This window comes from Chryseobacterium sp. KBW03 (assembly GCF_003852415.1).
GTDB lineage: Bacteria > Bacteroidota > Bacteroidia > Flavobacteriales > Weeksellaceae > Chryseobacterium > Chryseobacterium viscerum.
In genome coordinates this window covers 18,388-32,477 of sequence record NZ_QAJO01000011.1, presented here as the reverse complement: position 1 = coordinate 32,477, position 14,090 = coordinate 18,388, and the positions used below count along the sequence as shown (strand labels likewise).

General features: G+C 35.9%; 10 protein-coding genes. 4 read left to right on the top strand and 6 right to left on the bottom strand.

Features of this window, described 5'->3' with window-relative positions; translation table 11 throughout:
- Positions 1-14: 14 nt before the first annotated feature.
- Positions 15-419: a hypothetical protein gene (locus DBR39_RS18895; RefSeq protein WP_103231421.1), complete on the bottom strand. Its 405-nt coding sequence runs from the start codon at positions 417-419 to the stop codon at positions 15-17.
- Between the two features lie 313 nt (positions 420-732).
- Here DBR39_RS18895 and DBR39_RS18890 point away from each other — a divergent pair, with 313 nt between their 5' ends.
- On the top strand, positions 733-912 hold the full coding sequence (locus DBR39_RS18890; protein ID WP_124535684.1) for a bacteriocin-like protein: 180 nt from the start codon (positions 733-735) through the stop codon (positions 910-912).
- 461 nt (positions 913-1,373) lie between these two features.
- Here the strand turns inward: DBR39_RS18890 and DBR39_RS18885 are convergent, their stop codons facing one another.
- Genes DBR39_RS18885 through DBR39_RS18865 form a run of 5 tightly spaced genes read right to left on the bottom strand, consistent with a single transcriptional unit; the run spans position 1,374 to position 8,007 of the window.
- The gene (locus tag DBR39_RS18885; RefSeq protein ID WP_103231419.1) at positions 1,374-1,817 is read right to left on the bottom strand and encodes an ABC transporter permease; all 444 of its coding nucleotides are present in this window, start codon (positions 1,815-1,817) and stop codon (positions 1,374-1,376) included.
- 7 nt (positions 1,818-1,824) lie between these two features.
- The gene (locus DBR39_RS18880) at positions 1,825-2,256 is read right to left on the bottom strand and encodes a hypothetical protein (protein ID WP_124535682.1); all 432 of its coding nucleotides are present in this window, start codon (positions 2,254-2,256) and stop codon (positions 1,825-1,827) included.
- The gene (locus tag DBR39_RS18875) at positions 2,256-3,395 is read right to left on the bottom strand and encodes a beta-ketoacyl-ACP synthase III (protein ID WP_103231417.1); all 1,140 of its coding nucleotides are present in this window, start codon (positions 3,393-3,395) and stop codon (positions 2,256-2,258) included. Before DBR39_RS18875 ends, DBR39_RS18880 begins: the two co-directional genes overlap by 1 nt.
- A 1-nt stretch (position 3,396) precedes the next feature.
- Positions 3,397-4,311 (bottom strand): dialkylrecorsinol condensing enzyme DarA, encoded by a 915-nt coding sequence (locus DBR39_RS18870; protein WP_124535680.1) that lies wholly within the window; start codon positions 4,309-4,311, stop codon positions 3,397-3,399.
- Positions 4,312-4,353: 42 nt separating this feature from the next.
- Positions 4,354-8,007, bottom strand: coding sequence for an MMPL family transporter (locus DBR39_RS18865; RefSeq protein WP_124535679.1), 3,654 nt, complete (start codon positions 8,005-8,007; stop codon positions 4,354-4,356).
- Positions 8,008-8,199: 192 nt separating this feature from the next.
- Between DBR39_RS18865 and DBR39_RS18860 the strand changes: the two genes are divergently transcribed.
- From DBR39_RS18860 to DBR39_RS18850, 3 genes are all read left to right on the top strand, one after another.
- Positions 8,200-9,207, top strand: coding sequence for a hypothetical protein (locus DBR39_RS18860; protein WP_124535676.1), 1,008 nt, complete (start codon positions 8,200-8,202; stop codon positions 9,205-9,207).
- 1 nt (position 9,208) lies between these two features.
- A complete protein-coding gene (locus DBR39_RS18855) occupies positions 9,209-10,348 on the top strand; it encodes an EpsG family protein (RefSeq protein WP_228447873.1) in 1,140 nt (379 codons plus the stop codon).
- 209 nt (positions 10,349-10,557) lie between these two features.
- The gene (locus DBR39_RS18850) at positions 10,558-13,977 is read left to right on the top strand and encodes a T9SS type A sorting domain-containing protein (RefSeq protein WP_124535674.1); all 3,420 of its coding nucleotides are present in this window, start codon (positions 10,558-10,560) and stop codon (positions 13,975-13,977) included.
- Positions 13,978-14,090 lie beyond the last annotated feature (113 nt).

The window sequence follows — 14,090 nt, the reverse complement described above, 5'->3', positions numbered from 1 at the left end:
AGGCCTTATTTCAATTATTTCCCGTTGAAGTTTTTTAATTCATCCACTGAAATTCCGAATGCATCGGCATATTTTTTCAGTGCTGTTTCGCTTAGTGTTTTGAATATTCCGGGTTTAAAATGTCTTTTCACTCTCCATTGCCATATTCCTACGTAAGAAGCAAGAACAGGCGGGTCCATTTTATTCAGTTCCATAAAATAAACGATGGGACTTACTATATTATTGGCAACATTTTGTTTTGCTTCCTCAATTCTTTCATAAATGAGTTCCATCGATTCATCCAGAGCCGCTTTCTTGGCATCCCAGCCTGTGCTGTTTGCTGTCGTGTAGTTGTCATTCTCATCCGTTACATACAGTACTTCTGTCATGTTGGCGGATTTCAGGTTACTTTCGTCTTGAGGCAGGTCTTGTTTTTTCATCTAAATAATGTTAATTTTTTTAGATTCCAGATGAAATAAGGTTCACCTGTTTTTGATTCTTTTAATCAGGTGGCTAAAATAGTGAAAATACATTATATGTAAATCATATTAAATCTGAGGGAGTTATTGCTTTGAAAATGAGGTTGTATCAAAAATATTCTATAGATTCTGATGACCAAATGTAATTATGTTAAATTACGAATACTTATAAAATTTTGTTAATTATCGGGGAATTATTTATTATTTGATTGTTTTATCTATATTTGTTACTGTTAAACAACAAAAACTAATAATCAAAAACAAATTAAATTTCATGAAAAATTTAAAGTTACTTTCAAAGAATCAGTTAAAACAAGTGAAAGGAGGAATAACTGTTTACATTGCATGTGCTAACGGAACCAGTGGCCAAATACGCAATGTGAACGTGAATACTGATATTGCTACTCCTGCGGAGCAGATTTGCGGAGGGAATGAGTATGAAGTGATTATCTAAGGAAGTATTCGACACATTACATTAAATCTAATCCTGCTTTTACGGTTTTATAAAAAATAAAACCTTCAAGTAAAAAGTTATAGGCGGAACACAAATGTTCCGCTTTTTTTGTGCTTTAAATTTGTTTCTCCCTGATGATCAGAGTTTCACGAATTTCTCCAATGTTTCACGTGAAATAATTCATTGTATGATGATATTTTTTATTTGTATTAGATTGGTTATCAATTGTTTTGTAGTGAGTTTGATTTATTTAAAAATAAAGAAATAAATGCTTTTGTTGTAAGGTTGTTGTAATCAATTCAATAGGAGTGGGCTTTAGACAAAACCTGGTTTTAAACACAAAGGTCACAAATGAATTACACCAATATTCACGGATCTATTGAAAATATTAAATGCTGGATGGTTTAAAAACAAAAAAGCTGTACGTTGTGTACAGCTTTTATTATATGTTGAATTGATCTTTACGACTTTACCTCCTGAATAAACAGGTTGATTTCTGCTCTGATCAATAATTCATCATTATGAAATGTTTCACAGAAGATGTGACAGATGTTTTCAAACTGTGAAATAAGTGAGGCTTTGGAAATAATCTTATCATTCACTTTTGGAAGGGCAAATACCTCAATTTTCTTGATATTGGTAATAAAGCCTATCACTTTGGTATCTGCTTCAGGATTTTCAAAGAAGCTTTGTCCCAGGATGGATGAGCAGGTTTGTGCCAGGTTTTCAATTAAGCCGGCTTCTACAAATTCATTGTTGTGAACAAATATATTGTCTTCTTTTATTTCAAAGGAAGTCACTACTTTTTCTTGGGTCAGCTCCAGGATATAGTCTGCCATAAGCATCGGTTCACGATGTGGTAAAAAGTTGTGTATATTGATGATATTCTCTTCCTTTATTTCCATTTTCAGTTTATTTTACAGCGGTTTTCATTTGAGATTTTGCAATCACTTCACCGTTCAGTTTGGTAACGATATCTACCAGTGTAACTCCCATTACTTCATTGAGGATGGTTACCTCAGATTTCAGCCGGTCTCCTATTTTGGGCAATATTTCAGCTTCAAAAGATTTGATGGCTCCGATATATCCTGTAGGGGCTTCTTTTCCCAACAGATAATATTTATATCCGGTGTGCAGGGCCACACTCTGTGCCTGGTGCTCAATCAATCCGGAAGCCTGAAATAATCCGTCCTGGATGAAAAGATTGTCTTCTTTGATCTCAAAACCGGATAAGAGATGACTTTCAGAATATTCTGATAACTCATGCACCATCACAAAAGGGAACCGTTGTGGAATAAGGCTCTCTACAAAGTCTTTATCAGATGTAGGCAGTTTATTTTCCATTAGCAAACTGTTAATAGGGCACAAGAATAAGCGAATCTCCCACTTTCAGGAACACAAAGAAGTACTTTTTCTCCTTTTTTCAATGTCCCGGAGTTCATCAATTCTTCAAGGGCAATAAATATAGATCCTGCTCCGATGTTTCCAACCTCAGAAAGGTTGTAGAACCATTTTTCTGCAGGGAAATCCATTCCTTTTTTAGCAAATTCTTCTTTCAGTCCGTCTTTAAAATATCCTGAAGAAATATGAGCCAATACATGATCAATTTTTTCCGGATCCAGATTATGTTTGTCAAAAGAAGATCTTAAACTCTCTGCACCTTTTACAAGGATATATTTATCAAGGATCTTAGTATCCTGTTTGATGGCAAAAATAGATTGCTTCAGCCACTCGTCAGAAGGGTAGTCTGCCCATGATTTCAGGCTTCCGTCTTCCAGTTTGTCACATCCTGCATACATACATGCCTCGATTTCGTGAGCATAAGAGTAGAAATCAATGAATTCTACCTTTAAAGAAATACTGTTTTCTCTTGGCTTGTTCTCCAACAGGAAAGCTCCTGCTCCGTCAGAAAGCATCCATCTAAGGAATTCTCTTTTGAACGCAATAATAGGTCTTTCTTCCAGTAATTTTAAATTTTCAGCCTCGTGGTTGAATTTATCAGCAGTCATCCATGCAGACATTCTTTCGGAACCTGCACATACTGCATTTTCCTGTACACCGGCTCTTACAGAAAGAAATCCATAGTTCAGGGCATTCATTCCTGAGTTGCAAAGACCTGTTGAAGTATTAATTTCAATAGATTTTCCGATATTCAGTTCACCGTGAACCATAGAAGCGTGAGAAGGCTGTATCTGGTCTGGTGAAGTAGTTCCTACGGATAATAATTTCATATCCTCCTTTTTGAAATTTTCATCAAAAAGTCCTTCAACTGCTTTTGCTGTAAGCTGCGCATTAGAGTGTGTAGGATTTCCTTCTTTGTCTAAAGCGTAGTATCTAGTCGTGATTTTATTATTTCTTAGGATAAGTGATTTTGCTTTAGATGGCGCATCATTGATAAGCCCAAGATAGGTCTCCATTTCATCATTCGCTACCGGCTCATTGGGTAAGTATTTTGATGCTTTTGTTATAAATACGTCGTACATTCTATTTTAAATTAATTCCTTGTAAATATCTTTTTTGTTTTTGTCTTTTAAACCAAAATATAGGGGTTGTAAGCAGGTGTAATACCAAAACGACAGGTGAGATAATCCATATCGCTGCCATCAAATATACCTTAAAGAATTTTATCAGCAATGGACGTTTCTCTTTTTTCTTTATAATCAAATTAGACCATACAGTGAAAATTTTATTTCCTACCTTCTCTACACGTACCAAAAACGCCCGTATTTCAATGGCTCCATTTTTAACGAGCTCCGGCTGTAAATTATTCAGGTCGTTATTCTTAAAATGTCTTTCAATAATCTCGCCATACTTTACTGAACCTGTTATTTCTTCATCAGAAACCCCTGCTGCGGGAAGCATTCCGGATTTTTCCTTCTGACCTGTTGTCAGCCATCGAAGGATAGTCAATACACTGGTATAATTGTCATGCCTGTCTACCAGGGCTATGTTCCCAACAAGTTTTGCCTGTAAGTCTCTTAAGTATACCTTTAATTTCTCCTGGGAAAGCATCCACATATTTCTGGTTCCGGAAATGGTAACTACAGGAGTATCTTTAAGGATGCGCTCTGCATAGCCACTCTTTAGGAATGAAATAATAGGAATGGATGGTGTGAGATACCAAACCTGATATCCAAAGAGGATGAGGTCATACTTTTTGTTCAGAATTTCTTCGGATGGAGGCAGAATTTCTTTCGGAATCTGCAGATAAGATTCAGGAAAAGTGTTGAAAAAAACATCACCTGGCCAGGGAAAAGGAAAATCTTCCTTGAGCTGAATGTTGTAATACGTAATATCATAAGCATCCTTTTGAGCTTCAAAAGGCTTGGCTATGTTTCTCACAATATCTTCGAGTTGTCCGGTTTGCGAATAATATATGACAAGTATATTTTTCTTCATTAGTTTTCTTTAGCGTTTACAAAAATATGTTTTTCATATTTATTATTGAGTCTTAAATACTTTTAATGATTCAGAACTGAATTCCTGTGTATAATTATCACTTTCAAACGAAGTGTTTTTTGTATTTAAAAAAATGATCGTTTCAGGAAGATCCTGTATATCATTCATGGTAAAGTTATCATCTGAGATCAGAAGAACATCAATCTTTTTGTTGACCTCAGAAAGGTCTTTTATATATTGAATTTTTCTTCTTTTTACCAGATAGCTGTGGGCTGCCGTTGCTCTTTTTTCATCATTTTTTATCAGAGAAAAAATTCTTCTGCTGGCCTGGTATAAAGTTAATAAAGCATCTTTTTGTCCAAAATCGTTGGCTATATGCAGGATATTGGCTTCATTGGAAATATGCTTATTAAGTTCGAAATATACGGATTTGTTGGCTTTGAAATCGTGTTTTACTTCTTTTACTACTTCACTGTCTTTATATAGATAGCTCAGGAATAATTTATTTTTAAAATAATTTTCATCCTCAATCTCTTCTCTCAGCTTGGCAAATTCTTCCCTGAAATAAGCATTGATCTTTTTGGTTCTCTCAGAATAGTTTTTCCCGAAGCTCATATCATCTTTACTGATCCTGTTGCCTATTTTTACAGTAATGCTTCCGTTGTATATAATGAAATCTCCCTTCGGTAATACTTCAGAATTTCCGTGGATATAAAGCGGAAGAATATCCAGACCAAATTGCTCGGCAAGGTAAAATGCTCCTTTATGAAATCTTTTGACATCATTGGTATAAGAACGTTCTGCTTCAGGAAAAACAACCAAAGAATATCCCTGTGCAATCTTTTCTTTCAGTTTATCCATTCCATTTTCAATTCCCTGTGAAACGGGATAAAAGCCCAGAGCTTTTACCAGCTTTCCAAAAACAGGAGATTCGTATACCCAGTCATTGACCAGATAGATGATTTTGTGGGTAGCCATGGCAATGGCCAGCGTATCTAAGAAAGATGTGTGATTGGCAATGATAACAGCTGGTTTGCTAAAATCTTCTGACGGATTTTTAATCACTCTTTTCTTTACAAAAGGGGTTAAATAAAGAACGGATGTTAAAAACTTAGCGAGAATTAATTTGATAATATCTAACGTTCTTCCCTTGGCATTTTTAATAAACAAACTTCCGAAAGCCGAAAAAATTAGTCCTCCTAATCCATAATATAAAAACGAGAATACAGCCCGTAGAAATAGCCTGAAAGTAATGGGGGAAAGGCCTTTCTTTGCCCGGTTGGTAATCAATAGTCTGAACCAGAAAGGGTATAGAGTAGAGGTAATAATAATCACGGAGAACATTCCGATCAATGCGACCAAAGCTAAAGAATGCAGCGCTGGATGTTTGGCAAAGATCAGAGAACCAATCGAAAGAATGGTGGTGAAAACGGCAAGAATAATTGAAGTTCTATACGTTGGCAATTCATTTTTGCCTGTTGTATGCTCTTTTTGCATCGCCTGGGTCAGGAAAATACTGAAATCATCCCCAACTCCAAATACCAGTGTGCAGACTACGGTACTGAAAATATTTAATTCCAATCCTAAGAAATAAAGAATTCCAGCGGTTACAACCCCCGTTAACACGATCGGGAACATGGTAAGAAGTGTTAATTCAAAATTTCTGAAGAATACAATAATGGTCAGAACAATTGCTAAAAGGGAGTAATTGATGAGCGTGTTGAAATCTCTTTTCAGTAAACCAAGAAAATTCTCATTCATCTGCTGCCGGTCAATAGCGATGGCGTCATGCTTTTTCTCAATATCTTTGATGAAAGTGTCTCTTTTGTTTTCGTCTACTTTTACTACATTGGAAACGGTATAAAAACCATTTTCATTGCTCATAAATTCTGAGATCTGAAGAGCTTTTACTTTTTGATAATCTTTCAGGCTTAATGCAGAATAGTTTTTATGTAAAGCTTCGTTGAAATTATCAAAAGCAGAACCATTAAACCCCAATTTATTTCCATTACTGGTCAGTTCGGAAATCGTCTGATTCTTCTTAGAGTCACTCCAGAAGCTGTTCCATTTCTCAATCTTTTTTTGCTGGTCTTTTTCAGAAAGCACAATACTTCCGATAGAATTGTAACTTAATATTTTCCCTTCTTTTTTCTCTTTCTCAAGGAAACTGCTTAGCTCAGAATTTCTGGTTAACGCCTCTTCTTCAGAATTTCCGTAAGAAATAGTATAGATAGATTTTGACGTAATATCTGAAAGTTTCTGAAGTTTAGCTTCACTTATTTTCAGTTCTTTCGGGATGTAATTCAGCTCACCGATGTCTTCATTAAAACCTACATGTCTGAATCCGAAAAGACAGGCAAGAATGATGATGGAACATCCGATAATCAAAGGTTTGTTTTTCTCGTAAGGATAAGCTCCGATTTTATCAATGAAGTTGGTATTGAGATGTTCTCCTTTTTCTTTTGGTTTATAAAGCTGAGGAACGATAATCAAAGCTGTGATGGAGGAAAGAATGACGGTGATCGCCGCAAAAAGACCTAAATCTTTCAATGCTTCAGAACGCACAAAAACCAGACATAAGAATGAGACGGCAGTGGTTGCACTACTCAAGATAATAGGCTGGGTAATTTCTTTGTAAAGCTCTTCAATATTGTTGTTGTGCTTATAATGAGTAAGGATATGAAGGGCATAATCTATTGTAATCCCAATCAGAATAGCTCCTACACTTAAGGAAATTGCTGAGATCTTATCTTTGATAAAATAAAGAATCAATAACGCAAGCAGTACAGAAAATACGGTGGGTAAAAAGACAATAACAGGCGTAAAAATGTTCCTGAAATAATAGATCAGGAGAATTAAAAGAACCGTCATGGAAATGACTACCGTATTTTGAATGTCTTTTTTGATCTGCTTGGCATTCGCTACAGCAATCACCGGAGATCCGAAGTAACTGATTTCTGTTTTTCCTTTGAATTGTTTATTGATACCGTCTTTTATAGAGTTGAGCTGATCTACAAATGCTTCATTGGCTTTTGTATCATTGCTTTTATTTTTAGGATCAATAAAAAGTAAGAGATTTTTCCCGTCTTTGGTTACAATATAGCTGTCTTCAAGCTTAAAGTCCTTACTGATATTTAAGGCATTCAGTTTTTTAATTCCTAAAAAAGTAAGTCCCAAAGGATCTTTTTTGATAAATTCTTTTGTAACAAGACTTGTGGGAGAAACCAGAGAGATATAATTGTTCTCTACCTGTTTGGCAATACTGTCTTTCTGAAGCTTTCTGTCAATTTCCTTATAATCATTTTCATTGAGGAATAACGGCAGATTCTGACTGACAAAATCAAACGTTTCTGAGATTTCATTATCGTTCACTTTACCCTGCACAGAACCTATATACTTTTGTAAAGGTTCTATTTTTTGTAGAAAAGTATCCGCCGTTTCAGAAAGCTGAAAGTTGTCTTCTTTGGATTTATTCTCTATAATGACAATAATTTTATCCGAGAAGTTAAGCTGTTTAATAACTTTTGCGGTAAGATCGGATTTTTCATTTTTAGGAATGATCTGATTGATGTCTTCCTCAAAATTAATCTTTGAGGCAAAAAATAGGCATAAAACGACAATTCCTAAGGCTGTCAGTACAGATAGGATTTTATTTTTGGAAATCAGATAATATAAAAATATAAAAAAGCGATGCATTGCATGTATATCAAGTCTGCAAATTTAATTTTTTAAGCATTAGTTCAAAATAGTTAACGATAAGTTTTGACTGAAAATCAATAAAATATTCTAGGAAGAATGAAAAAATATTCTACTTTTGCAGAAGTTCCCCTTTAAAAAAATGTATTTTAAACCACAATTATTATTAAAAAATAAGAATCTGTTTTAGATATGTTGAAAAGAAATGATGAAAAAATAAACGGATTCCTATTTGTAATAGTACTTCCGCTTCTGCTGTTTGCGATGTCTTATTATGGATTTGAATCTTCCTATACAAGATTAAAAACATCAGAAACAACTCCCGACTTTTTATTTTCCTCGGTATATGCTTACAGAGTCATTCCCAATTATCTGAGTGTACAGATGACAGATCTGATGTACAGTCTGATCAATGGACCTCTTTCTTTTTTTAAAGATTTTCTATCCAAAAACGGAACTCCATTTTATCACGGGCTTTTCCTGATGAACAGTGTTTTCTTTATTTTGTGTTCCGTTATTTTGAATACCATATTTAAACTCAGGTCAACAGGGCTTCTTTTGAATCTTAATGCAAGGAGAATTATTCACCTTCTGGCTGTTTTTTTTATTGTCATAACACAGTATGCCCCGACAAACTGTGATACGATTGCCCTTTTTTGTTATCTGACGGGTGTATTTTTGACCCTTAAGTATTTAGATACTCAAAAAAATATATTCTTTTTTATTCTCATTGGCCTGATTGGAATCTCTACGTTGGTACGGGAAACAGCCTGCTTGAATATTGCTTTCTTTGCTGCTGTATTTTTCAATATTGATGAATTGAAAAAAGGAAATTATCAGGTAATCTGGAAAATAATACCATTGGTAATAGCGTTTATTGTCCCTTATCTGGGGTTGAGAGCTTTGCTTGTACAGGATGAAACGACCTTTGTAGAAGGGTTTTATATCAATAGAAATTTTTCGAGTCCCTTCAATCTTGCGGGGTTGGTATTTGCGCTAATTGTGATTTACTTTATATACAGACTTTGTATTGACGAAGAAAATAGAACTGTTTTTGGAAAATATTTTTTCTTTTCAATTCCTTACCTTATTATGATTACTTTAGTAGGGCTTTTTTGGGAAGTGAGGCTCTTTTTGCCTCTGATTCTCACCGGAATCATTACAGCATATCATCAGTTTAAAAAAACATCAGAGATTTAGCATGAGTTTATTACACCCTTATTATATAATTGCGATCCTCTATATGCTGTTCTTCAGTATTCAGGAGGTATATGGGAAAAAGGTTGATAAAAAATGGTTCTGGTTCCTTGCAGTTTATTTCATAATTATTGTAGGACTCAGGAATGATGTAGGTCCGGATTACGGAAGTTACAAAGGAATTTATATTTACTCTGATACCAAAAGCTATTACAGTATCTTTATGAAGATGCTTCATATGGAAGGAACAGAAAACCTGGACGTGGAGTGGCTCTATACGCTGATTAATAAAGTTCTTCTCAATTTCTTTAATGCGCCCTTTTATATGCTGACTCTGGTCATTGCTATTTTTGCGATGATCTTTAAGGTGGAGTATACGGAAGACAATACTTTTTACCCTTTTACCTTTACCCTTTTTATGTTTATCCCCAACTTCTTTATTGGGGAAAGTGGGCAGATCAGACAAAACCTTGGGACCTTTATCGTTTATTTCGCCATACGCTATATCAAAGAACGGAAATTCTGGCATTACTTATTTTTCATATTCATAGGCTCTGGTATACACAGTGTTGCCTATTTATTCCTCCCGATGTACTGGCTGGCCCGCGTTCCTTTGAACAAAACGGTGATGCTTATTATGATTATAGGCTCAGTCTTTTTATCTCCATTTGAAATCTATAGGAGCTTTGGTGGGTTTTTAGATGGGATGGCCTCTGACAATATGCTTATAGAGGGATTCAATGGATATATGGATGAAACCGTACAGCGACTGAATGGAGGTATCCGAATTCCTGAAGTGATGATGGCTATTCTGACCTTTTTCCTTTTTGCTTTTGATAATAAAATGAAAGAATATTATCCTTATTATGAATACCATAGGAACTATGCGGTGATTGGAGTCTGTTTGTATTTTATCTTTAGAAATAATCCTATTTTCTCATCGAGGCTTGCAGGAGCATTTATTGGGTTTTCGTATATCATTATTCCAAATGCCATGTATGTTGTTACAGCGAGGACTAAGAATATGATTTATGCTTTTATTATTTCACTTGTTGTCTTCAATTTTGTAGTCTTCTCTATCTTTAACAATATCAAGGCAGGACGATTTTCGATAGAACGTTATAAAAACCATATCCTTCCATAATATTGGATAAATTAAAATATAAAGGCAGCTTTTAGCTGTCTTTTTTTATGTGGCAGCATTGCTGGAATTTGTACTGTTTACAAGTTTTTGTTATTTGTGTTATTGATAACATAATTCAAATATGTTACAGGTATTTATAAAATAAATATCTTTTTATTGATTTAGGCTTAAAGATTGTATTCCGCTAATGACACTCAAATCAATAAGGTATGAAAAATTTAGTTGGTAAATTAGCGGCAGTTTTCTGCCTGATATCATTGATGATCTATTCAAAAGGTAATATCAGAGGAAGTCTTCCCTCGGTTAGGCATATAAGTCATGTGGCGGTTTTTAACAATATGGACTCACTGGCCAGGCCCGTACATGATTGGTCCAGACTATTGCTTCCGGATTGGAAAAAAGCTCCCAACAGTTACATCTTTGATCCCAGCCAAAATAGTGAAGGATTACTGGTGCCTGTAAGAAAAGCATATGCGATGTGGGAAGGAGGAGGCTATCTTAACGGAAATGGTATTCCGGCCGGAACGATCACCGCAGATGTACTGTGGGAAGATGTTCATGGACTTATAAAATCAGGCGTAAACTATGCCCTCGAGATGGTAGGGACAGGTCAGGATGCCAAAATAAAAGTTCCTATTAACAAAACAAAAAAAGGCAATGCAGTTGTTGCTCTTAAAGTAAATGGAGAGATCTTCTGGAGCTGGCATATCTGGGTAACGGATGATCCTACAAATGGAGCCGCCTATAGAAGTTTCAACAATGTTAAAAGAATGAAATCGGACGGTACCTCTGAGCTTATTCCAGACGCTGATTGGAAGTGGATGGACAGGAATCTTGGGGCGATTACAAATTCTATTACAGCTTCAGACTGGAACAGAAGTATAGGGCTTCTTTATCAGTGGGGACGAAAAGATCCTATTCCACCTTTGGTTACAAGAGGAAATGACTTCTATGAAGCTTCAGGATCTATGGGAAGAATCAGGCATAGAGGGGCAAAAAATATGGATAATGCTACAAGTATTGACGATCTCCGGAAATTTGTTTTGCTTTCCAGCGCAGAGGTAACCAACAACCTCAGGCTTTCTGTAAAAAATCCTTTGAGCCTTATCTATGTCAATAAAGATGATAATTCTGGTCAGGCCTACTACAACAATAACGTCAATCTGCCTGTCAATTGGTTTGGAAGATCCACAACTTTACCGAACAACAGACTCTCAGAACTTAATTTTTGGTCTGATAATGCACAAGGTAAAATTGAAACTGTTTATAATATCGATGACAAAGCAAAACCCTACAGAGACAAATCTTCTTACGACCCTTGTCCCAACGGATGGCGTATACCTTCTATGCTGGTCGCCAATCTGGCTTCTGCATCCTATGTAGACGATATCAGAATAGACTTTTCGCCTTTCGGAGTGAAAACCAATATGTCTAAAAATGTTTTTGAAACCAATAAGTACCATATTATAAAACCTACTGATGCCGGAGTTCCCACATTTATGACTGGCTTTAGGGTGTATTCTAATTTGGGCTTTGATCTTTCAGCGGTCGGCGGATACAACATGGGAGTATTTCCTGGAAATGGACAGCTTATCAGAAATGCTCATTTGGGACAATATACCGATCAGCACCACATCGCATTGTGGACGGCTACTATGGCACGGCAGTTCGATGCTTCTCCGGCTGTAACAGTCAGAGGACTTTCTATGATTCCGGATAAGACACAACCTGATATTCCGGATCCTAATTATCCCAATATTAAAGGACGTTATTATTACTTTCCAATGTCAGTAATGTATACCTCTGATGCCAATGGCTGCAGATGTATAAAAGATCCGTTATATCTTGTCAATGACTATGATTTCCCTACGGAATATCTACCTGCTTCAGTAGAATATAAAGAAGGAATTAATAACCCTAATACTTATCAGATTGTCAAAAGTGGAACACCTGCAACCATTGAAATTCCAGTAAGCAAAGCATTTTCGGTACAAAGTCAATTGTTGAATAATGCTGATGTATTGAACCCTTCCAATTTTAATAATTTAAAAGGAAATGTTCTCTGGACAACTAATGCCAATCTTATCAATAAAATTTCATTGGTGAACCCATCACCCTCTTCACTGCAAGATATTGCTAATTCTAAAATATCCGTTGAGATTACCCCTGATCAAAGCGGGAATGCCGTGGTTACATTGCATAATGGCAGTATAACAGCTCCGGTGTATTGGAGCTGGCATATCTGGGTTACGGATTCTCCTGTAGAATCTTATACGTATACTACGGAAGTTCCGGCAGCAGTCACCAACTATGTGAACTACGTAAATAAAGCAGATGTTATATTGCAGACGACCTTCATGGATCGTAACCTTGGGGCCACAGATGCTTTTCCCAATATTGCTAATCCCCTTGCGCCTACTGCTGATGAATTGTTAAAAATACGCGCCTCCACAGGACTGCACTATCAATGGGGAAGAAAAGATCCTATTCCTGCATTTCAAAATGCGGATAATAGAAGTTTCTACAATATATTTTTAGGCTCTTCCGGTGCGAATGGATCCGTTTCATATGTTACCCTTGCTCAGACTGATTATAATAATCTGTCGGGTAATTATATCATCCCTTATAATACGTATGCTACAGCATCAAATGTACAGATCACAGATAAGCCTATAGATAAGATCTCTAAAATAATCTCTTATTCTATTAAAAATCCTCTGGTATATATGGTTCCAAGTACTTTGGCGCCTTTTAACAGTGCAACACCCAATTATACCAATGGAACAGACTGGCTGGCTGCAGAACCTAATTTAGCTCCTGACAGATGGGGAAGAGGAGGAGCAAAATCTCCTTTTGATCCTTGTCCCGAAGGATGGCGGGTTCCTGATCTTACGAATGTTGCATTGGTTTCCGCAGCTGATTTTGGACAGACTCCGTGGTATAAAAAAGATAAAAATGTGGCCACGTCCTATAGCATTGCCACCGATTATTTAGGTACAAGAGTGAGAAATGCTGCCAATTCCACGATAGGATATATGTTTAATAATCCTGTGTATTCTGTCGGAAACTATCCAGATTCAGGATCGAGAGGATTCAGAAGTGTAATTGCCAATCAAACAGCCCAGGGAACATTCAATAGTCTCAATTTTCAGTACCCTGCTGTCTGGACGGCCGCTTTAACTTCAAATTATCTGGGAAGAGCAGTGAATGTACTTTTTGATGCAGCTCCTACAACGAATAGAATAATGGTCTTTCATGATAATAATGATCCATATTTCGGGGTGGGATGCCGATGTATAAAAATAAAATATGATGCCAATGGTGATGAAGAAGGGCCGGCCTCAAGACTTACAATCGTTCCTAATGCTCCTACATTGAGCACGGCGAATACAGTGCTTAAAGCTGTGGATAACAAGATTTACTTATACCCAAGTCCCGTTTCCAATATCCTTTATATCAAAGCTACGGAGAATAAAGTATATAACTATGAAATTTTTAATGCACTGGGACAACTTGTAAAATCCGGACAGTTTATCAACAATCAGACAGATCTTTCGTCTTTAAATACTGGAATGTATTTAATCAGAATAAACGATTCTGAAATGGTTGTAAAAATTATAAAACGATAAACTCTTTAAAATAAGCACGTAAAAAAGTGGAAAAGAGGCGTTGTTCAGTTTTTTTATTGATGAACATATTTCTTGCATCTATTACGGCTGATGAAAAATTCTATATCATTACT

What these genes read in the sequence shown, in the direction of transcription:
- DBR39_RS18895 (WP_103231421.1), bottom strand. Translation starts at nt 419, where the DNA reads ATGAAAAAACAAGACCTGCCTCAAGACGAAAGTAACCTGAAATCCGCC.
- DBR39_RS18890 (WP_124535684.1), top strand. Translation starts at nt 733, where the DNA reads ATGAAAAATTTAAAGTTACTTTCAAAGAATCAGTTAAAACAAGTGAAA.
- DBR39_RS18885 (WP_103231419.1), bottom strand. Translation starts at nt 1,817, where the DNA reads ATGGAAATAAAGGAAGAGAATATCATCAATATACACAACTTTTTACCA.
- DBR39_RS18880 (WP_124535682.1), bottom strand. Translation starts at nt 2,256, where the DNA reads ATGGAAAATAAACTGCCTACATCTGATAAAGACTTTGTAGAGAGCCTT.
- DBR39_RS18875 (WP_103231417.1), bottom strand. Translation starts at nt 3,395, where the DNA reads ATGTACGACGTATTTATAACAAAAGCATCAAAATACTTACCCAATGAG.
- DBR39_RS18870 (WP_124535680.1), bottom strand. Translation starts at nt 4,311, where the DNA reads ATGAAGAAAAATATACTTGTCATATATTATTCGCAAACCGGACAACTC.
- DBR39_RS18865 (WP_124535679.1), bottom strand. Translation starts at nt 8,007, where the DNA reads ATGCATCGCTTTTTTATATTTTTATATTATCTGATTTCCAAAAATAAA.
- DBR39_RS18860 (WP_124535676.1), top strand. Translation starts at nt 8,200, where the DNA reads ATGTTGAAAAGAAATGATGAAAAAATAAACGGATTCCTATTTGTAATA.
- DBR39_RS18855 (WP_228447873.1), top strand. Translation starts at nt 9,209, where the DNA reads ATGAGTTTATTACACCCTTATTATATAATTGCGATCCTCTATATGCTG.
- DBR39_RS18850 (WP_124535674.1), top strand. Translation starts at nt 10,558, where the DNA reads ATGAAAAATTTAGTTGGTAAATTAGCGGCAGTTTTCTGCCTGATATCA.